At 42.2% G+C, this 21,791-nt stretch carries 17 protein-coding genes; 6 read left to right on the top strand and 11 right to left on the bottom strand.

Features of this window, described 5'->3' with window-relative positions; translation table 11 throughout:
• Positions 1 to 342 precede the first annotated feature (342 nt).
• Complete coding sequence (locus LC653_RS37690; RefSeq protein ID WP_229500364.1) at positions 343 to 855, bottom strand: outer membrane beta-barrel protein; 513 nt, start codon at positions 853 to 855, stop codon at positions 343 to 345.
• 336 nt (positions 856 to 1,191) lie between these two features.
• Positions 1,192 to 2,796: a murein biosynthesis integral membrane protein MurJ gene (gene murJ, locus LC653_RS37685; RefSeq protein ID WP_229500362.1), complete on the bottom strand. Its 1,605-nt coding sequence runs from the start codon at positions 2,794 to 2,796 to the stop codon at positions 1,192 to 1,194.
• An 887-nt stretch (positions 2,797 to 3,683) separates the two neighbouring features.
• On the opposite strand from murJ, the gene LC653_RS37680 reads away from it, so the two are divergent.
• A complete protein-coding gene (locus LC653_RS37680) occupies positions 3,684 to 6,701 on the top strand; it encodes a GAF domain-containing sensor histidine kinase (protein WP_229500361.1) in 3,018 nt (1,005 codons plus the stop codon).
• 191 nt (positions 6,702 to 6,892) lie between these two features.
• Positions 6,893 to 7,183, top strand: a complete 291-nt coding sequence (locus tag LC653_RS37675; protein ID WP_229500359.1) for a hypothetical protein — start codon at positions 6,893 to 6,895, stop codon at positions 7,181 to 7,183.
• 74 nt (positions 7,184 to 7,257) lie between these two features.
• Here the strand turns inward: LC653_RS37675 and LC653_RS37670 are convergent, their stop codons facing one another.
• Positions 7,258 to 7,764, bottom strand: coding sequence for a pentapeptide repeat-containing protein (locus tag LC653_RS37670; protein ID WP_229500357.1), 507 nt, complete (start codon positions 7,762 to 7,764; stop codon positions 7,258 to 7,260).
• Between the two features lie 85 nt (positions 7,765 to 7,849).
• Positions 7,850 to 9,370 carry an LCP family protein gene (locus LC653_RS37665; RefSeq protein WP_229500355.1) on the bottom strand — a complete coding sequence of 507 codons (1,521 nt, stop codon included), beginning with the start codon at positions 9,368 to 9,370 and terminating at the stop codon, positions 7,850 to 7,852.
• Positions 9,371 to 9,485: 115 nt separating this feature from the next.
• On the opposite strand from LC653_RS37665, the gene LC653_RS37660 reads away from it, so the two are divergent.
• From LC653_RS37660 to LC653_RS37645, 4 genes are all read left to right on the top strand, one after another.
• On the top strand, positions 9,486 to 10,652 hold the full coding sequence (locus tag LC653_RS37660; protein ID WP_229500354.1) for a mannose-1-phosphate guanylyltransferase: 1,167 nt from the start codon (positions 9,486 to 9,488) through the stop codon (positions 10,650 to 10,652).
• 207 nt (positions 10,653 to 10,859) lie between these two features.
• Positions 10,860 to 12,506: an ABC1 kinase family protein gene (locus LC653_RS37655; RefSeq protein ID WP_229500352.1), complete on the top strand. Its 1,647-nt coding sequence runs from the start codon at positions 10,860 to 10,862 to the stop codon at positions 12,504 to 12,506.
• Between the two features lie 433 nt (positions 12,507 to 12,939).
• A complete protein-coding gene (locus LC653_RS37650; RefSeq protein ID WP_229500350.1) occupies positions 12,940 to 13,920 on the top strand; it encodes an ABC transporter ATP-binding protein in 981 nt (326 codons plus the stop codon).
• Between the two features lie 89 nt (positions 13,921 to 14,009).
• Positions 14,010 to 14,798: an ABC transporter permease gene (locus LC653_RS37645; protein ID WP_229500348.1), complete on the top strand. Its 789-nt coding sequence runs from the start codon at positions 14,010 to 14,012 to the stop codon at positions 14,796 to 14,798.
• A gap of 154 nt (positions 14,799 to 14,952) precedes the next feature.
• Here LC653_RS37645 and LC653_RS37640 read toward each other — a convergent pair whose 3' ends face one another.
• From LC653_RS37640 to LC653_RS37610, 7 genes are all read right to left on the bottom strand, one after another.
• Positions 14,953 to 15,237, bottom strand: coding sequence for a hypothetical protein (locus tag LC653_RS37640; protein WP_229485228.1), 285 nt, complete (start codon positions 15,235 to 15,237; stop codon positions 14,953 to 14,955).
• 43 nt (positions 15,238 to 15,280) lie between these two features.
• Positions 15,281 to 16,198: an RpnC/YadD family protein gene (locus LC653_RS37635; protein ID WP_229500346.1), complete on the bottom strand. Its 918-nt coding sequence runs from the start codon at positions 16,196 to 16,198 to the stop codon at positions 15,281 to 15,283.
• 94 nt (positions 16,199 to 16,292) lie between these two features.
• Complete coding sequence (locus tag LC653_RS37630; RefSeq protein ID WP_229500368.1) at positions 16,293 to 18,008, bottom strand: serine/threonine protein kinase; 1,716 nt, start codon at positions 18,006 to 18,008, stop codon at positions 16,293 to 16,295.
• Positions 18,009 to 18,180: 172 nt separating this feature from the next.
• Positions 18,181 to 19,017 (bottom strand): alpha/beta fold hydrolase, encoded by an 837-nt coding sequence (locus LC653_RS37625; protein WP_229500366.1) that lies wholly within the window; start codon positions 19,015 to 19,017, stop codon positions 18,181 to 18,183.
• A gap of 118 nt (positions 19,018 to 19,135) precedes the next feature.
• Positions 19,136 to 20,056 (bottom strand): bestrophin family protein, encoded by a 921-nt coding sequence (locus LC653_RS37620; protein ID WP_229500344.1) that lies wholly within the window; start codon positions 20,054 to 20,056, stop codon positions 19,136 to 19,138.
• A 788-nt stretch (positions 20,057 to 20,844) separates the two neighbouring features.
• The gene (locus tag LC653_RS37615; RefSeq protein ID WP_229500342.1) at positions 20,845 to 21,231 is read right to left on the bottom strand and encodes a VOC family protein; all 387 of its coding nucleotides are present in this window, start codon (positions 21,229 to 21,231) and stop codon (positions 20,845 to 20,847) included.
• Between the two features lie 328 nt (positions 21,232 to 21,559).
• Positions 21,560 to 21,791, bottom strand: a 232-nt coding sequence (locus tag LC653_RS37610) for a zinc ribbon domain-containing protein (RefSeq protein WP_229500340.1), incomplete at its 5' end; no start/stop codon positions are given.

Here is a 21,791-nt window from a genome sequence, read left to right as displayed (position 1 = left end):
AACATCAAAAACTCTTTGGATTAGTCAAAACCAGGCGTAAGCGTCATCGAGAGATTGACGCTTACACTCAACAAATTTGGGCAAAATCTTCTTAAGTTGACACCAATGCAACATGTTGTGCCCCTACGAATGGTCTGTATTTTATGTAATTGAGAACCGCTATATTACGGCTCGCAAATATCATTACTTTAGGTTGTGAATAAGCTATTTTCTAGCTTGTAAGCTGTTACGTATTTAATTTGTACATTTAGCTGATGACTGATGACTGAAAACCCGTCAACAGTCAACAGTTAACGACTCAATAGAGTGTTTATATACTTTAGACGCGCATCAGCTTAATCACTAGAAACGATAGCCTAATCCGGCTTGGAAGCTGACAGCATCAGCATCACTATTTCTGTAGGCATCAATGCCCCATTTAGTATCGCCATAAGCAATGACATTGTTGCTAACTTCTGATTCAATACCAAGGGTGACTACAGGTGAATTCTGATTGCCTAATGGGGTTTTTTGACCTTCGTCAGTTACAAAAGAATAACCACCACCGAAGTAAAGGTTAGTGTTTCTGGCGATGGGCGCATCGTAAGTCACTATGGGCATAATTGCGGCGGCATCACCACCATACAGCACAGAACCCCGCACTGAAACAGGCGCATTGGGAAGAGCGTAACGTCCTTGAATATTACCACCAATTTGTGCTTCATCGTTTCCTTGTCCGCCACTAGTTGCACCAACCGCAATACCAGCACCGATGTAATTGCCGTTTGTGCCAGCTGTTTGAGCAGAAGCAATTCCAGCCGAGAGGACAATGGAAGCAACAGCGAGGAAAGAGGCAGCTAATTTTGTAAGTTTCATAGAATTCTTCTCACTAGAGTTAGGTAAAATCAATATTCTCTAGTACTAGAATCTCTTTTTTTACAAAATGTAACCTCGCACACCTGGTTCACCCAAGTGGCTGAATTCTTTCTCACCCACTTGGGTGTACCAGGTGAAATATTTAATTGAAGAAGTCAGAATTCAGAAGTCAGAATTTAGGAGTCAGAACAAGAAAGTGGAAGATTCAAATCCACCACTCTCTTGTCTTTACGCTGTGCTATCAGCTTTTTCGGACTCCAATTCATGCTGAATTCTGACCGGAGGCGGAGCGTCTCCGGCTCCGCTCCTAACTCCTGAATTCTATTTAGATAACAGTTATTTCTTCAAAAAGCGCTGACGTAGACGAGATATAAAAGTATTTACCTCTGGTATTTTCATTGATGAAGCGATCGCAGCAAACACTGCAATCCCCACGAAGCCTGATATACACAATTGCAACACCAGAATCAGTAAACCTGTTTTACCCAGCAATTGTTGAGAACCAACCAATGTCCCATAGCTTGCTACCCCAGCTACCAAGCTACCCGCAGTCAAACCCAAAATTGGCAAACTCCATTCACGCCAAGGTAAACCATTGAGCTTGCGATCGAGCAACCATAACAGCATCAACATTGAGCTGCAATTTACACCCACTGTTGCCAACACCAAACCAGGAGCGCCAAAAGGTTTAACGAAAAACCAATCTAATATGATGTTGAGCAAAATGTTAAAAATACTGATGCGAAAAGGTGTCTGTCCATCGCCTAAAGCGTAGAACACCCGCACCAAAACATCACGTCCCAAATAAACAAACATCCCAATTCCATAAGCGACTAGCAAGGATGAAACTAGCTGTGTAGCTTCTGGCTTGAAAGCACCGCGTTCATATACTACCTGCACAATAGGTACAGATAGCGCCACCATCAACGCCCCTAGCGGTAGCATGGTGAAGGCAGTGAGTAGCAGTCCTTGGCGAATGCGTAATTTTAAATCTGGCCAATTTTCGGGGCCGGCAAGTTTGGCAAATATCGGTAACAGGGGCAGTAAAATGATATTAGAAATAATCCCTAACGGAGTTTGGACTAATAGATTCGCATAGTTAAATCCTGCCGCCGCACCAGGGATAGGACTGGCAAAATAAAGGTCAGTGGCGACGTTAATTGGCATCATTCCAGAGGAAACTGTTGCCGGAGTCATGATTTTAATGACTTCTTGAACGCCTGGGGATTTAAAATCAAACCGCAGGCGTAATGTGCCTAATCCTAACCGCCACTGGACAATTAGCTGCACTAACCACTGGAGAATTGCTCCTGCCAAAGTTCCCCAAGCTAAAACCATTCCACCGATTAAAGCGTACTCCGGCTTAATAATGTCTTTGCCTAGTTGCATAGCCAAGATACCAAGACCGGCAACAACGGTAATACTGGATAATAAGGGACTAATGGAGAGTAACCAATATTGATTGGCTGTATTGAGAGTACCAAAGCCAATGCCAATTAAACCGGCAAATAAAGCCATTGGTGCCATGATGCAAAGTTGTTGAATTGCGATCGCTCTGGTTGTCTCTTCCAAGCCATGACCGACTAAATCAACGATCGCATCCGCAAATAAAACTTGAGCCACTGTCACCACCAACAGCGATCCAGCTACCAGCGTTGTCACGGTTTCCACTAGGGGAGCCGCTTCTTCTCGCCGCCGCTTGGCTAAAACGCTGACAACTGCACTGTGTAATGGGCCATTTACACCACCTAGTAATATCAATAGAAAGCCAGGGATAATATAAGCATAACTATAGGCAGTGGCAGCAGCACCAACACCAAAAGCGGCAGCGATCACTTGCTGCCGCACTAAACCGAAGATTTTACTAATTAATGTGGCTGCGGCAACAATGCCAGCAATTCCAGCGAAAGAACGAGAAGGTTTTTGGTCTTGTTGTGTCACGAATATTACCCGACAACTCTTGCAGAGTGCATACTTTAAAACATTTAACCTGAAATTCCGTAGTCTGTCAGGTAAATTTTGACAAATTACTTATTTTACATGCTTTCGCCCTACAGCCCTCCCTTGCATCCTACGGCGGGTATTGGCAAAGCGATGCCTACGGTGGTCACTGAGCGCAGCCGTACCCCTTCGGGGAAGCAAGCTACGCGCAGCGTCTCGTAGAGAAGTGCGGGCTATTCGGCGTCGCTCAAAATGAAATTCCTGCAATCGCTATAATGGTAAGCATTTTAGCTCTCAATCCCTCTTGTTTTCAGGTAAAGAGAGGAACTCTTTGTGCAATCAAAGTGTTGCACTGACCGATATCCCGCCCAGAACTTAAGTTCTGGGCTGATAGCTAAAGTCCACTCAAGTGGACTAAAATTTTCTTACCATGGCTGAAAATTTTGTATTAGTCCTCTTAAGAGGACTTTAGCTGTTAGCCTCGGAATTTATTCCGAAGCAAAATGGCAACGAAGCCCAAGATTTAAAAAATGTTGGTAATGAGAACTGAACAATAACCCTCTTTCCTCAAGTGCCTCAAGTGCCTCAAGAGCTTCAAGAGCCTGCCTCAACCAAGAAATTCCTTAACCGAACGGTATTGGGTCAGATCGCTTTTCTGATTTGTCGCGGCAACACTAACTTAGTCATCTCCTTTGTTGTGTACAAGCCAAAATTATTTTTTAACCCATTACGAGGATAGATCAAGAAAGGGGAACTATAACAATAACCATCTTCTGGGAAATAATTGAATACTGTAAAAATTTGCAGTTTGTCATATTTTTGACGCTCTTTAACCCAATGAAGTTTGGTATGAGGAATCATTAATAAAAACGACATAATCCAGACCAATGGAACCCAATTCAAATTTAACGGAAAATCAACTTCTTTTGTCAAGCGCTCAACTTCAAGAGCAACTAGACCAACAAAAGGCCCTGGCGAGTGTAATTGTGCGAATTCGGGAGTCTCTTGACTTAGAAACAATTTTTCAAACTACTGTTACACAAGTACGTCAGTTGCTAAATGCTGACCGAGTAGCAGTCTTCCAGTTCAACCGTGAACAAAACTGGGAGGGAGAATTTGTTTCTGAGGATGTTGCACTTGGCTGGGATTCAGCAATGGCGGTAAAAGTTTACAACCACTGCTTTGGAGAAGAATTTGCTTCAAGTAATCAACAAGGTCAAGTGCAAGCGGTAGCAGATATTTACAAGGCCGGACTGAGTGATTGTCTTGTGGCAATTTTGAGTAAATTTCAGGTACAGGCCAACCTTGTTGTCCCTTTATCGCGCCAAAAGGAACTGTGGGGATTGCTTTGCATTCATCAGTGCAGTGAGGCTCGTGACTGGAAAGAATCGGAAATTGAGTTTATTCGTCAAATTGCTGACCATCTTGTTGTTGCGATTCAACAAGCGAAGCATCTCCATGAAGTCCAATTGCAAGCCACAAAATTGGCTCAAGCGGTTCAACGCGACCAAGTAATTGCTCAGATTGTCGATGAAATTCGCTCACCCCTTGATATTGAAACCATCTTTAAAACAACAACTCAAGAAATACGCCAGTTGCTGCAAGCTGACCGAGTTGCCATCTTTAGCTTCAATCAAGATTGGAGTGGTAAGTTTGTTGCTGAATCATTTGGTGAAGGCTGGACTGCTTTAGTTGGCGTTGAGCCTGCGATCGCTGATACTTATTTACAACAGACGCAAGGTGGACGTTACGTTGACAATCAGACATTTACAGTCAATGACATTTATCAAGCCGGATTAACAAACTGTCATGTAACCCTGTTGGAGCAATTCCAGGCAAAAGCCTTTGCAACTGCCCCCATTCTCCAAGGAGACAAAGTTTGGGGAGTCATTGCTGCCTATCAAAATTCCTCACCCAGACAGTGGCAATCTTATGAAGTCGAATCACTGACCAAAATCGGCACACAAATTGGTGTGGCAGTGCGACACCATAAGTTGCTGGCATACGCTCAGTACCAAGCAGAGCAACAAAAGACATTAACTAGCGTGATTACTCGAATTCGGGAGTCTTTAGATTTAGATACAATCTTCCAGACTACTGTCACTGAGGCACGGCAAATGCTGCAAGCAGACAGAGTGACAATCTTTCGTTTTGACCCTCAAAAAGATTGGGAAGGGGAATTTATTTCTGAGGACGTTGTACCTGAATGTAACTCGGTAATCGCAGAAAAAGTTTATGATTATTGCTTCGGTGAAAACTTTGCACCCCTTTATGCACAAGGTCGAGTAAATGCGATCGCTGACATTTATCAAGGAAAGTTTCCAGGTTGCTACGTCCAGATTCTAGAAAAATTTCAAGTGCGGGCAAATATGATCGCACCTCTGTTAAAAAAAGGTGAACTTTGGGGATTACTGTGTATTCACCAATGCACCGCTCCTCGTCACTGGCAACCCTCTGAAATTGAATTTACCAGTCAAATAGCCGAGCAATTGGGAGTCGCATTAAAACAGGATTCTTATTTAAAGCAAGTTCAAATGCAGGTTGTCCAGTTAGCAGAAGCTACTGAACGAGAGAAAGCTATGGAACGGCAAGAATTGCTGGCTGCAACCATTGATAAAATCCGCCAGTCACTCGATATTAAAACTATTTTTAGAACCACTACTCAAGCTGTGCGAGAGTTGCTCGAAGTCGAGCGAGTTGCAATCTACCGCTTTAACCCAGATTGGAGCGGTAAATTTGTGGCAGATTCTTTTAAAGATGGTTGGAAACCTGTTGCACAAGCCCAACCAATGATTATAGAAACTTTTGAGGATACAGACGACGATAACGAACTTCCACGTAACGAAACCTTTGTTCCGATTCGGGAAGGTGAAAAATTATGGGGATTATTAGTTGCTTATCAAAATTCGCAACCGCGTTATTGGAAAGAGGAAGAAATTAATTTACTAGCTCAAGTTGGAGTGCAATTAGGAATTGCAATTCAGCAAGCGGAATTACTCGAACGAACTAAACGTCAAACCTCAGAACTTACTCAAGCTTTGCAAGAATTAAAACAAACTCAGACTCGGTTAATTCAGGGTGAAAAAATGGCAGGATTAGGACAATTACTTGCTGGAGTTGCTCATGAAATCAATAATCCTGTGAGTTTTATTTTCGGCAATCTTATCCATTTAAATGAATATACTCAAGAACTATTAAATGTAGTAAAACTATACCGTCAAAATTCCTCCCTTTTGCCAACTGTTCAAGAGCAAATTGACAAGACTGATTTGGACTTTCTCATCGAAGATTTGCCCAAAACCCTTGAGTCAATGAAAGTAGGCACAGAGCGGATTTGTGAGATTGTCCTATCACTGCGAAACTTTTCTCGTACAGATGAGGCTGAATTGAAGCCAGTAGACATTCATGAAGGATTGGATAGTACTTTGCTAATCTTAGGGCATCGGCTCAAAAACAATAATGAACGCCCAGCTATTGAAATTGTGAAAGAATATGCTACTTTACGTTTGCTCGAATGCTATCCAGCGCAATTAAATCAAGTGTTTATGAATCTTCTAAGTAACAGTATTGATGCATTAGAGGAAAAGTTTAAAACTATACAGCAAAGGTATTTGAAGTTATCCCAAAAGTGTCCGAAAATACCTTTAACTATCTGGATTAGTACGCAAGCCGTTAATAACCTGATTGTAATTAGAATAGCTGATAATGGTCTGGGGATTCCAGAAGAGGTGCGATCGCACATGTTTGATCCCTTCTTTACCACCAAAGCACCGGGTAAAGGTACGGGGTTAGGATTATCTATCAGCTATCAAATAATAGTTGAAAAACATCATGGTCAGATTAAATGCTCCTCTAAACCAGGAGAAGGAACAGAGTTTTTAATTGAAATTCCCAGTGGTAATTAGAGGCGACTGGTATCGCAAGGCAAAAGTCAAAAATCAAAAGTCAAAAGTCAAAAGTTAAGAATATTTGTAGGTTGGGTTGAACGAACACGAACAGCGTCCCGTAGGGAAGTGAAACCCAACAAACCCTGCAATATGTTGGGTTTCGTTCCTCAAACGCCACTTGCTTCAAGTCGGGAAACCGCAAGGGCGCAGTGGCTCCCCAACCTACACATTTTTATTTTTTGGGCTTAAGAGAATTTACAGATGAGTTTATAGTGTGTGTTGAAAATATTGATTTTATTCAAGAAATACCTTTTGCAATCAATAAAGTTTTATGTTGTCTTGCTAGTCTCAATTTTAAACTTGAATGGCATGATAGAATGGTCGATGTAGAAAATTACATCAATTACATTGCTAAATCTAAAAATACTAATATTGACTCTAGAAACACGGATTTTATAAAAGAGAAAATAAAGTATTTTATCAACTCCCCCTATAAATAGTAGTGTTTGTTATCGCAAGCCTAGCATACCGATTCTAAGGTGTTGGTGCTGTACTCTCCCCGCTAACCACCCTACTATCGACAACCTAAACTATCTCGCGTTGACATACCCGTAACCGGATTTACCCCATCAGCCCTTTCACACATTAGCGACACTTGATAACGGTCAATTAAAGCGTCGGTAAAATCAGCGCCTGTAATTTCGGCATTGTAAAAACGGCTACGAGTCAAAGTGGCTTCTGTAAAGATGGCATTTTTCAGATTAGCACCATCCATAGTGACGCGATCAACTAAAGCGCCGCTCAAGTTAGCACCTTCCAAATTTGCTTTTAACAAAACCCCTTTAGTGAGAATTGCGTTTGTTAAATTCGCTCCTTGGAAATTCGTCCCCCGCATTTCTGCTGCTACAAAAGTCACACCTGCCAAATCAGCATGAGAAAAATCACGATTTTCTAAATTTATATTGTTGTAATTGATTGTGTTTATCTGAGCAAAAGCAGGTTTGGGATTAAGTACTATCCACCCAAATGCCAGTATCAAAATCACAATCAAACCAAAAAAGCGCAGTAAAATCTTTTTCATAACTTTATTATTTATCAGCAGTCCTTTGTCATTAGTCGCTTGTCATTTAACTAATGACTAATGACTAATGACTAATGACTCTTGACTATTTCCAATCTTTACCAATCCGAATTGTGAGATCAGATTCTAAATCACCAATCGCCGCTACCTCAATTTGGCCCAAGCCTAAGACTTTTTGCAAATCAACTCCAACTCGTCGGTTGCCTTTTTGGACAACAATCTGAGTTTGACGTTGGGTATCTGGCCAATCAGGCACTTTGTAAATATTAGTAAAGCCTTTCTGTTTCAGATAAGCAATAACTTTTTCAGTTAGCTGAGGTTGATTGGAAGCATTTTGAATAGCAATTTTGAGGTTAGGAACCTGACGCATATCTGGTTTCAGACCAGGTACATTTACCCCAACATAATCATTCAACAGGCTCTGTTGTCCAGTCATATTTAGCCAATAGCTATCAGGGTCTTTGCTAAAACGGCTAAACGTACCAGGTAACACGGTCATTTGGAAATTATCCCGATCCAAGTTGAGGCCAAAGTTCACCAACGCCATCATTTCTTCCATCTTCAGGTTGGTATCAAAGTATTTTCGCATCAAGCGAGTTAACTGAGGCAACCTGGGTAAGACGGTAGGACTATTTAAGCGTTGCAGCAATGCTGCTGTTAGTGCTTGCTGACGCTGCACTCTCGGCAAATCTCCCAAACCTGGTTCGCGGAATCGGGCAAACTGTTCTGCTTGTTCGCCGTTGAGGGTTTGCCAGCCACTGACTAAATTAATCGATAGCCGACTGCTAGAGTCTTTATATTCCATTGATTGGGGAACAAAAACTTCTATTCCACCTAACTGATCGACTAACTGCCTTAAGCCACTGGTAGAAATACGGATATAGCGATCAATTGGAGCATTGTTTAAGGTACGGCTAACTACCCGTGCTGCCAAGACTGGGCCGCCTTTGGCATTGGCATCAGATACCTTAGTTAATCCCTTTTCTCCCTTTTCTGGGATGGCAATCATCGTATCTCTGGGAATGGAAAGCACCCGTACAGATTTTTCACTAGGATTGAGCCTTACTAGCAGCATGGTGTCGCTTTTCCCAGCAAAACTTTCTGGTGAACCATCAACAGTACCGCTAACTGGTTCAATCCCCATAATTAAAATATTCATCGGTCGTGAAAGATTGTACTGGGAGAGTTTGCTCCATAACTCCCCTGGTAGTGGTATTTTTATCTCGTCTTTACCAGCAGTTCCTAAATCTTCATCTGTTCGATCTAGATTGCTCCACAACGGAGTCCACAGCGCTAAGGTTGATACCAGCAAACCAGATAAGATGATGCCGATGACAACCGTCATAATCCACAACAGCCATCGAGGCATGGTTAAGCCCAGTCTCTCATAAAGCTGATTGGGAATTGCACCCACTGATTCGACAACGCTACGGTTGGGATTCGCTGGCGGGTTTAGTTCTACCTCCTCCTCCTCTAAATCCTCTACTGGTGCAGGTGTTACTTGATTTTCTGTTCGTTGAAGTTGCTGCGATCGCACCTCAGTTTCAAATTCTACAACTTGCTGAGATCCAAGCGGATTTTCCGACCATTCGACTTGTTTTATCACAATTATCTCCCCACTCAACCACTCCCTAAAAGTATGTTAATCCAAGCTACAAATATTGCCAGTGGAAAAGCTCACTGTAAACTTGTAATGTTCTTCGGTAAGCCTGTATGACAACATGAATACTTTATTGTTCCCCGTAATCCTTGCTGGTGGTAAAGGTGAACGTTTTTGGCCCCTGAGTCGCAAAGACCGACCCAAGCAATTTTTAAGTCTTGATGGTAGCTCTAGAAGTTTATTACAAGCAACCGCCGATCGATTGATTGAACTCGGTGGCGGTGAGTCCAGCGCTGCGGGAGGGTTTCCAACGCCAGTCGCTCATGGGGGAGACCCCCAAGACCGCGCTGGCTCCTCCGCAGGCGACTGGCGAACCCCAAGGGGGTGGGATTCCTTGTGGGTGATTACTTCTAGTCAGATAGCTGAAGGGGTAAGACAACAATTACCTGATCTACCATCTCAGAATTTATTGATTGAGTCGGAAGGAAGAGACACTGCCGCAGCCGTTGCTTGGACAAGTTTAGAAATCAAACAACGCTATGGAGAAGACGCTGTTATTGGCTTTTTCCCTGCTGACCACTGGATCGCTGACCAAGAGGCGTTTGCACACACATTAAGCGCGGCTACGCAACTAGCAGCAAGCACAGCAGCGATCGTTACACTGGGGATCAAGCCTACTTTTCCATCAACCGGTTACGGCTACATTGAACAAGGTGAAAAAATAGGTAGCTTTAATGAGTTGCCAGCTTATCACGTCAACCGTTTTACAGAAAAGCCCAACCGTGAAACGGCAGAGACTTTTTTATCTACGGGACGTTTTAGCTGGAATAGTGGAATGTTCGTTTTTCGGGCAGGGGTTGTTCTCAAGGAACTACATACCCATGCACCAGAAATTATCGAACCTTTAGAACAACATGGCCCTGATATCTATCCCCAGTTGCCTAAGAAGAGTATAGACTATGCGCTAATGGAAAAGACAACTCTAGCATACGTTTTGCCAGTTGATTTTGGTTGGGATGATTTAGGAGATTGGAATGCGATCGAACGCTTACTCAAAACAGAAGAGACTCCCAATGTGGAACTTGCTACGCACGTAGGGCTAGATACGCAGGGGGCGATTATTTACGCCTCAAATCCAGAGGATGTAGTTGTTACAATTGGTTTAGAGGACGTGGTGATTGTGCGCGATCGCAATGTCACCCTCGTTGTTAAAAAAGAACGTACCCAGGAAATCAAGCAGATCCTCAAAATTCTCCAAAGCGATTCCCGATTTACCGACCTGCTATAAAAGTTAAAACCCTTGGTAGAGGCGAAAAAGCCTATTTTCCCATTATAACTTGACTGTCGAAAAGCAGAGCAATTTGAAAGAGGCAGAGGGGCAGTTCTTGCTGGGAGCAGAGGGGAAAAAGCTAATTTTTTATTCTCCCCCTTGCCCCCCGCCCCCTGCCCCCATTCCTCATTCCCCACTCCCCACTCCCCACTCCCCACCTCAAAAATGTTCCTCACCCAAACTGTTCCCCGTCAACGAGAAATTCTTGAAGTATTCCTTCGCAATGGCTGGGACTATATGCGAAGGTTACTTACTGGTGGCAAAGCTGATGAACCCCAGCTACCTACACCTGCGGTTTTAAAAAATATCCTGGTAGACTTGGGGCCAGTTTATGTTAAACTTGGTCAGCTACTTTCTACCCGTCCAGATTTACTCAGCGCCGCCTATATTGAGGAACTATCAACTCTACAAGACGAAGTACCGCCAGTTCCTTGGTCAGAGATAGAAATAATCCTCCGTAAAGAATTAAAACTTCCACTAGCAGAAACTTTCAGCACAGTTAACCCGATTCCAGTAGCAGCAGGATCAATTGCTCAGACACATCGAGCTACATTAATAGATGGTCGAGAAGTCGCTCTGAAAGTGCAACGTCCGGGAATTGATCTGACTATTGCCCAAGATATTGCTTTAATTCAAGGTATTGCCGATTTAGTGGCGCGAACTGAATTTGGGCAAACCTACGAAATCAAATCCATCGCTGAAGAATTTACTAAAGCTCTAGAAGCCGAGTTAGATTTTACACGGGAAGCGGGTTTTACAGACCAACTACGGCGCAACTTATCTAAAAGTCGCTGGTATGATCCCACGCAAATAGTGGTTGCGGAAATTAACTGGGAATTGACCACAGCAAAATTACTAGTGATGGAATGGCTGGATGGAGTGCCGTTCTTGTCGGCGGATTTGGACAACAACAATAATGGTAAAGACCCTGCCGTAGAGCGTAAAGAAATAACTACTTTGTTATTTCGGGTATTTTTTCAGCAACTATATATTGATGGCTTTTTTCACGCCGATCCCCATCCGGGAAACTTGTTTTATCTCAAAGATGGTCGTGTTGCCCTTTTAGACTGTGGCATGGTGGGAAGACTTGATCCCCGTACACAGCAGATATTAACAGAAATGTTGTTAGCGATCGTTGATTTAGATGCTCAAAGGTGCGCTCAATTAACTTTGCAGCTATCAGATTCTGCTCAACCAGTAATTTTGTCGCGGTTAGAAAATGATTATGATCGCATGTTGCGAAAGTATCACAATGTCAGCCTCACGCAAATCAACTTCAGTCAGATAATTTATGAAGTTTTACAAGTAGCCCGCAACAATAAAATTAGATTACCTAGTAATATGGGTTTGTATGCCAAAACCCTAGCGAATTTAGAAGGGGTGGCGCGAACATTCAACCCAGAGCTTAACTTTTTTGATGAAGTAAAACCATTAATTACAGACTTGTTTCGTCGGCAATTACTAGGCGATAATCCAGTGCGATCGCTATTACGGACAGCCTTAGATATTAAAAGTCTCTCTCTCCAATCTCCCCGCCAAATAGAACTGTTATTAGACCGAGTTACCTCGGAAACTTTACAGTGGAATTTATCGCTGCGGGGGTTAGATGGTGTGCGGCGCACTATGGACGATGCAGCTAACCGACTATCTTTTAGTATATTAGTGGGTTCACTGATTATGGGTGCAGCAATTATTTCCAGCAGAGCGCAGACAACACAGCTATCTTTTTTAAGCACCACCCTGTTTGCAGTCGCTAGTTTATTGGGTTTGTGGTTAATTATTAGTACATTGCGATCGGGACGTTTACGGTAAAGTCTATGTGTTGTGCTTGAGTAATGCCCACCACAGGAAATCATGATATGTCACTGGCGAAAATCCCTGGATTAATATTTGGAACCACAGTTGAAGAAGAATTCAGAAGTCAGAATTCAGGAGCAAAGCCGGAGACTCCGAAGCTCCGATCAGAATCAAGACGCTCTCTACGAGACGCTGCGCGTAGCTTGCTTCTCCGAAGGAGTACGCAGACTCGCTAACGCTGCGCTATCAGAGGGGGATTCAGACTCACCACTGATAACGCTGCGCTATCCGCATTTTCGGTCAGAATTCATGCTGAATTCTGACCGGAGCAACGGAAACGTCTCCGGCTCCGCTCCTGACTCCTGAATTCTTTTTTGATAAATAGCGCTAAACACTAATGATTTATGTGTGTTTACCTGTGTACATCAGTGGTTCTAATAAAAAAAATATGTCAATCATCATTGCTGAAAAGCTAAGTAAATCTTATCCAGTGGCAGTTAAAAGTCCGGGTATTAAAGGTACAATCAGCCACTTTTTTCGCCGCACCTATCGGTCAATTCAAGCAGTTCAGGATGTTTCCTTTGAAATTGCCCCTGGTGAAGTTGTGGGGTTTTTGGGCCCAAATGGGGCTGGTAAAACCACCACACTCAAAATGCTTACGGGGCTGATTCATCCGTCTAGCGGTACAGTTCAAGTAGCTGGACAAATTCCGTTTCATCGGAAAGAAGCATTTTTGCAAAAAATTACCTTGGTAATGGGGCAAAAGCAGCAGCTAATTTGGGACTTGCCAGCGCTGGATTCTTTGAGAATTAATGCTGCTGTATACAACATCTCTGATAAAGAGTTCCAGCGGCGGGTGGGAGAACTAACAGAGATGCTTTCCCTAGAAGGCAAGCTTACCCAGCCAGTACGGAAGCTATCTTTGGGTGAACGGATGAAGGCAGAATTGCTAGCAGCACTTTTGCACCGTCCCCACGTATTATTCCTAGATGAACCAACGCTGGGACTAGATGTAAATGCTCAGGTAGCGGTGCGCGATTTTTTGCGCGACTACAATCAGCGTTATCAAGCTACAGTGCTGTTGACGAGTCATTACATGGCTGATATCACAGCTTTGTGTCAACGAGTGCTGTTGATTCACCAGGGAAGGCTGATGTATGACGGTAGTTTAGATGGACTACTAGAACGTTTTGCCCCATATCGGGAAGTTCATATAGAGTTAGCCCAACCTCTACCGATTGAAAAACTTATGACCTATGGTGATGTGCAACACTTAGAAGGGCGATCGGTGCATTTTATGGTATCTAGAGAGGCGCTCACCCGCACCGTTTCTCAAATTTTGACGGATTTAGAGGTAATTGATTTAACAGTTACCGAACCGCCTGTAGAGGAAGTAATTGGACGAGTTTTTCAGGCAGGTGTTGTGTAGTAGAGACGCGATTAATCGCGTCTGTACATTAATCGCGTCTGTACAAGAGTGGAGAATTCTGGGTAATTTTTGTAGCGGGAAGTGAATAAATGAAGCGGATAATCAGAAAAGCCTTAACTTTGCTGTCAGTATACTACGCCTATATGGTTGAGTATCGAGCAGAACTAATCTTATGGGTTTTGGCTGGGTCTTTGCCGATTATCCTCATGGGTATCTGGATACAGGCAGCACAAGGCGGGCAGTTTGGGCTATCACCTGTGGATTTTGCTCGTTACTTCATCACAGTTTTCGTCATTAGGCAATTAACAGTTGTTTGGGTAATTTGGGACTTTGAAACAGAGGTAGTGGAAGGCAAGCTTTCGCCCAAGTTGCTGCAACCACTCGACCCAGTATGGCATCATGTTGCGCGTCATGTTTCTGAAAGATTTGCTCGGCTAACGTTTGCTTTTCTATTAGTGGGATTATTTTTTATTCTTTATCCCCAAGCTTTTTGGTTGCCAAGTTTGAGTAGATTTTTGCTGTTTACATTGGCGGTGGTGCTAGCTTTTGCTTTGCGGTTTACGATTCAGTACACCTTTGCCATGTTTGCCTTTTGGACAGAACGGGCTAGCGCTTTAGAAAATTTTTGGTTGTTGTTTTATCTATTTTTATCTGGTTTGATAGCACCTTTAGAGGTCTTTCCAGAACCTGTGCAGAAAATAGTGATGTTTACGCCTTTTCCCTATTTGATTAATTTTCCTGCGAGTCTTTTGGTAGGGCTACCCGTGGATATAGGGCGGGGATTTGGGTCAATGGTAGGATGGATATTAGTGTTTTTGGGTGCGAATCGCTTTCTTTGGCGTGCAGGTTTAAAGCGGTACTCTGGGATGGGAGCTTAAATAATTTAACATTCAACTAAAAAAATCTCATCCAATGATTTGGCTAAGTACAGCTTGTGTCAAACCGTGCAGAATTGAGAGTTATGAAACGCAGAGGGTACGCAAAGGTTTGATATGTGGCAATTTTTTCGTTACGAATTTATAAAATCATGTACTAAGTTGAGGAAGTTTGAATACTACTGATAAGTTCACGCAATTCGTCTAAAGTATTTAGCGTCTTAAATCTTCGCTTAATTACCTCTAGTTGCTCTAAATCATAAATTTGAGAGATTTCTGGCATTAATTCTAATCCCTCACTGCCAAATTTTATCTCCAAAAGCAGTTCAATGGTCAATAGCCTCTCCTCTTGTATCGCTTTTTCCCGTGCCTCGTGGAAAATTTTCTGATATGCTTCTTGGAAAATTTCCTGATAAAAGAAAGATTTCTCGAACACTGACATATCTCACCTCATGATTTGCCAAACTCAAGGAAGTTCCATTACTTCAAATGAATTGCCGTAATTCATCTAGAGTATTCACGCTCTTAATTCCCTGCTGAATTGCTTTTAATCTATCTAAATCTGAAATTTGAGAAATTTCTGGCATCAGTTGCAATCCCTCAGCGCCAAATTTTATCTCCAAAGCGAGTTCAATACCTAAAAGCATCTCTTCTCGCCGTCCTTCTTGCCGTCCTTCTTGCCGTCCTTCTTGCCGTCCTTCTTGCCGTCCTTCTTGCCGTCCTCGTTCTTCCCCACGTTGTTCGCCCTCTCTCAAAATTTGCTGATACCAGGGAGATTCGCGTAACACTGCCATATCCCACCTCATGATTTGCTGAACTAAAGCGCTGTCTAATACGAAGGTAGCAAAAAAAGCCATAACAATTTCTAACTGGCTCAATTGCTCATCGGCGCGGAGAATTTGCAATGCCCGTTGCACAGTGGATTCTTCTGCACCTCCTTTGAGAATTGGGACAAAGGGAAGCAAGGAGGGAACAGGTTGAGTAAAAGCGATTTCGACATCGACTTCCCAAAGGTTGATAACACGGTAGTCTTGACGCGCCTGTAAATCTGCAAATTGCGATTGATAGCTGGTGGGAATTTGAACATCACTTTCTTTGAGGATGTTAACTAGTACCGGATAGGTGGGCAAATTGTACTTTTCTTCAGCTAGTGCTGCATAAGCCCGCATCCGTTTAGGCATTTCAGGTTTGTAGCGTAATTGTAACTCGTTGAGTACGATAAATTCGCCATATTGGGGACTGGTAGCGCGGACTAAGACATCACTCTCACGGCTAATCCACTGGAATTCGGAGTTGATAATTTCTCCGCATACAATATCGGGAATTTGTGTTACCCATTTTACCCAATTTTCGGGTGCGAGGCTGATTAATCGCTTGGTGCTAATATCTGCTGCTTTAGCCATAGGGGGTGTAGATGAGCATAGTTGTAGTTTATGGCTAAAGTGGCGATATCTACGATGGGTTACGCCTATGCACTGATGTATTTTGCTAGAGATTTTATAAATTACTCGGTATTGTCTTAAACTTTTCTGGCGTCCCCAAAGAATAATCTTCTAACTTAAAATCAGCAAAAGGCTTCTTTTCTAACCTATCCCGTAATGCTTCATTGAGAATTATACCTGGTGATTGTTTTTTAACACCAATGATCATAATACTTCTCTGATATTTAGTTAAATCCTGATTTGCCTGACAATCACTCCGTTGAAATTGTCCCAAATTTAATATACGATAACCTTTGATGCTTGGTGTATTAATAAATAATTTTTTTACTAAAAATTGTATTTGTTTGGAACGTTCTAGAGCCATTCGCTGTTGAACTTCTATATTACCTTTACAAGAAATGCCTACAGAAATAATTTCACTAGGGTCTTCCATTATATTCTGTATACCTTCTTGTTCTAAGCTCAACTTTAAAAGGTCAAGACTAATAATTTCATCATTATATTTAATTTGAAAATTGCTACCTAAAAGCCATTTATATTCTAGTGATAAAACAGCTATATTAAATTCGGCTACCCTCCCCTGACTATCCCTACCTTCTTTATAAGGAAAATAATCAATTTTACCTTTTCTTTCAGGAGATTGTCCGTAATTTTGCAACACAGAAAATTTTGATGTCCGCGTTGCTAAAGCGACTATACTAAGTAATCCTAATATCACTAGCAGCGCTGCAAAAAACTTCAGTAATGGTACTTCTTCTGGCTGTTTTTGTGGAGTAAATGAAGTTTTAGTAATTGGTGGCGGCAATTGCTCGATGTTACTATTCCGCACTAAATTAATATTTTCAGGAGTAGTTTCTGTTAGTTGGGTTTCAATTTCTTCTAGGCGTTGTAAAATTTCTTGGGCATTAGCGGGACGCTTTTCTATATCTGGTGCTGTGAGCCAATCAATTAAATTCAATAGTAAGGGTGAGATATGGATAGCATGATTTTGCCAGTGCAATAAATTTTGCTGCATATCATACATATCTAAAGGATGGTATCCCGTGAGTAAAAATACAAATGTGCGCCCCAAGGCAAAGAAATCTGATTGCGGTACTGCTTGAGCATTCATTTGTTCTGGAGCGCTGTAGCCAGATGACATAAGTGCTGTCATCCCGTCGCCGTTGTTGAGTTTGTCTGGGTAGGTTCTATCAATTTCAGTGGCGGTGCCAAAATCAATCAGTACCAAATCCCCCCAACCCTTCCCAAGAGGGGATCGAATCATGATATTAGATGGCTTAATATCTCGATGCAGGTACTGTTTACCATGCACTAAATCCAAAATTTTTACCAATTGTTTTAACCAGGCCACAGCTTGTTTCTGCGAAATAGGGTAATTCTGCTGTAACCACTGTTCTAAGTTGTATCCACCGATTTTTTCCATTGCAATGCAATGCAACACTAAACCATTTCGGGTTTGATATTGGAAGTAACTATCCTCTTTGGGAATGCCAGGATGCTTGAGTTGTCCTAATACGGTTACTTCTTGCTGAAATAGTTCTACTGCTTTGGCGTCGCCTGATAAATCCTCTTTGAGTATCTTGAGAATTTTAGGGGTATCTTGTTCGTATGCTTCATAAACTTTACTAAACCCTGTTTTGTCACTCAACAGGCTCGTCACCCGATAACGCCCTAGCAATTCCAAATGGGAACCACAACTTTGACAAAAGCGGTTTTGATGATTATCCGGGTGATTTGGTTTAGGGCAAACGGGATTGATACAAAGGCTCATGAGTGGGGAGTGGGGAATGGGGAGTGGGGAATGGGGAGATGAGGGAGATGGGGGAGATGGGGGAATAACCAATGCTCAATGCGCCATGCCCCATGCCCAATCTCGCTAGACATCACTCCTATTAATTCTTCTGTTGCTGTATGATAATCCCGTCCAATAATTATGAGATTTTCTATCTGTGTTCTGCCAAAAAAGCTGCTACAGTTTGGTTAAATGCCTCTGGTTGTGTCAAAAACGGCCAATGGTTGCCGGGAACTTGGCAGATACGTAAGTTTTTAAGATAGGTTTTGTATGGTTGAATTTGCCAATTTTGGCGGTTCAATCCTTGTTCTGGCTGGACGAAAATGGCAGGGGTGTCAAGGGGAATTGTAAAACCAGGCACTTGCATTACTGCTTCAAAAATCCCGTCGCGGGCGGCTATAGTAAATTTGCTGCCCCAACTACCATTGAGTTTTTGTTCTATTCCTGCTTGGAAAACTTGCTGTTGTAAGGAACTCCATCCTTGATATTGCTTTAACTGCTGTGCTTGTTGTTCGGCTTCTTCATAACTGACAAAGGGGCCCATGCTTTTGAGAAAAGGCAAGAAGCGATACAACATGGGAAAAGTTACCCTGAAAAGGCTGGGCATTTTCCAGATAAAAATTGGATCGACTAGAATTATACTCCGCAAACGCTTTGGGTTTTGCCTTGCCCAGATGGCGGCTAATTTGCCTGTCCACGAGTGACTTACAATATGGGCAAAAGTCCATCCGAGATGATCCATTAGTGCTTCCAGGTCTGCGATCGCACTCTCAAAGCTATAATCTCTCTCAGGCTTACTACTTTGGCCATGTCCGCGCATATCTGGTGCAACTATGTGGTAGTCTACTGCTAGGTAATCTCCTAAACTAGACCACACTAGAGCATGGTCGCCTAAGCCGTGTAACAGCAGTAAGGGTTGTTGCCCTTGGTTCCACTCTAAGTAAGAAAGTTGAATATCAGGCTTTGATAAAGTTTGACGTACAGGCATCATTGCACATCCACCAATGAAGAGATAGTTTCGCGTTTATATATTACTGCGAAAGAAGATGGACGCAAAAAGATGGGACTTGACAGCTATAACCAAGCCTTGTAAGTTATTCCCAATCTCAACTTTTATCATAAGTCAAATTACCTGGATGCGATCGCGCATTTGGAGTCAGAGTAATTAAATCGTCAATATTGCGTTTCATCGTCTCGCAAATCGCATCTAGAGGTAAGTCGTTAGAATCATAACCAAAGGGGTTTTCTATCTCCAAGCCGATGGCTTCAATGCCAAATACTGTAAAACCAACGAAAGCAGCAATTAAACCTGTCCACCAACCCAGACTCTCCACTATTTGAAATGGGAACAAAAAACAATATAGTAACAATAATTGCTTCAGATGAATGGAATAAGCTAATGGCATAGGTGTTTTTAAAATACGTTCGCAAGCTCCTAAATTATCCACAAGATTATTCAATAATTCTTGCATAGATGTTAACTGGTAGCTATTAAGGCAATTGCGATGATACTGCTGCTGTAAATAATCTCCTATCCAAAAGGCAACCTCTATGGGGGGATTATTCATAATCTTCAGTTTTATATACTTACTAGATGGCATTAAATCTTCTAACTCGCTATTGACTACTTCTCCCCGCAAATGTAATTTAGTTGTCACAGCAAAAGCTACCAATAAATTTAGTGCTGTAATTTTATTGTCTTTATCTTCTGGTGAGATTTCATCAATAGATACCCAAATTTGTCGGGCCAAATTTCGTATATTATTTACTAGAGAACCCCAGCATTTTCTCCCTTCCCAAAATCTCTCATAAGCAGTATTGGTGCGAAATACAAGTAACAAACCTAAAACAATACTAGGAATAACACTTCCTAAAATAGGTTGGGATACAGGCAAATCAAAATGGTAAAGTAGAGAAATCAAAAATCCAAAAGATCCACACCATAAAATATGTTTATAAATTGCTTTCAGAACCGAACCTTTAAGTTGCAATTTTGTGCGTAGCCATGTGAGTTTTTCGGCTGTCATGCAGTCACCCTAATAGAATATTTAGTGAACCGATAGATAAAATATCGATACTTTAAAAATAATAACTATAGTAATAGCACAATTGGCAACCATGTCATGTGCAAAAGCCAACGATTAACCTAACCCCCTAACCCTTCCCGACGCGGGAAGGGGGAAATTCAAAGTCTCTCTTTTTTTAGGCTACGGTGTACACATAAGTCGTCCTCTACCCACATTTTTGTCAGAGTGAAACTGTCACACTCACCGATATCCCGCCCAGAACTGAAGTTCAGGGCTGATAGCTGAAGTCCACTCAAGTGGACTAAATCATCAATTCAGTCTACTAAGCGTGGACTTCAGCTATGAGAATCGGAATTCATTCCGAGGCAAAATAGAAACGCAGTGCGAGATTTATTAATAAAGATATGGCTGCGGTAAGACTTGTGTGTCCACCGTAGCCTAAAAGGAGAGAGAAATAGAAGTGAGGTTTTCCAGATAACCTGAATTGTCAGGTACAAATCCTGCCCTGTAAATTAAATTTTTAGACATAACTAAATAAGTTTAGTAGATCGAAAAGTTTTCCAGAACCCTTATCAGCCGTTCATTTGAGTTGAGGAACACAATTTGTCGCAATCCTTTTAGAGTCTGCTTTTCAAGGGACGGGCGTTGTTGGTGAGTTAAGAGTGCAGTGCAAGCGATGCCTACGGCGGGCTGCGCCTACGCGATCATCAACCCAAAAACATCGGCTGAAACCCTTATTATTTCGTCAACTTACAAAAGTTTTCGATCTACTGAAGTTATGTCTTTTTTTAGTGGTTAGCCTCAAAACGTTGAATTTCAATTAAATAACCACTAGGATCACGCAAAAAACAGTGGTAAATGTTGTACTTTTCGTTTAGTGTAGGTGGTTTTTCAAATTCAACGCCACGTTCTTTGAGATATTCAAACCACTCATCTACCTGCTGTGTTACCAAGGTAAAAATGACACTTGATTGCTTGTCGGCTGGAGGAGTTGAGATTTCGCTTGCTTGACAAAAACCTAAGTATCCAGAACCACTGACAGTATAAATCCGACAGGTTCCTTGATCAAGCCATAACTCCAAACCTAGTTTTTGTTCGTAGAATTCTCTAGATGCATTGAGATTATGGGTATAAAAGAAGGTAATTTGCTCGTCGATTTGCGGATGAACAGACATAAATATATTTGAGTATATACCCTAACGACATCGGGCGATCGCATCGGTCAAAATTGATTGATGTTAGAAACCTGTTACTACTCCAGATGCGTTTAAAGCATCTGGAGTTTCTTTTTGGAAAAAAGCGATGTCTACGACGGGCTGCGCCTACGCAATTTTCCAAATCATCCGGATATGCTAAAACACGGCTGAATAGGAATGTATACTGAATTATCTATATCTAAATATGGGGCATCAGTTATTGATGTACCGTTCTCTGAAACTTAGGCAAAACTAGGCAAGCGTCTATTTTTGCTGTTCAGTTCTTGTTTCATCGCCTCCCAGCAGCCTAAGCTACTGGTTGGTGTAAGGCTCTACAAGCAATCCCCGCAGAACTTGCGGTTCTTTCAAGATTAATTGCGGCGTTCAAATCCCTATCTAAGATTAAGCCGCGGTCACATTGGTAAGTACGAATATGTAGTGGCATTTTCTGCCGATTGCCGCAGCCAGAGCAAATTTGACTCGATGGGTAGAAGCGGGAAACATTCACCACTTCTGAACCATACCAATCTGCTTTATAC

Origin of the sequence: Nostoc mirabile CHAB5784 (assembly GCF_020829645.1) — a bacterium.
Classification (GTDB): Bacteria; Cyanobacteriota; Cyanobacteriia; order Cyanobacteriales; family Nostocaceae; genus Nostoc; species Nostoc mirabile.
This window is presented reverse-complemented; position numbering and strand designations above follow the sequence as displayed.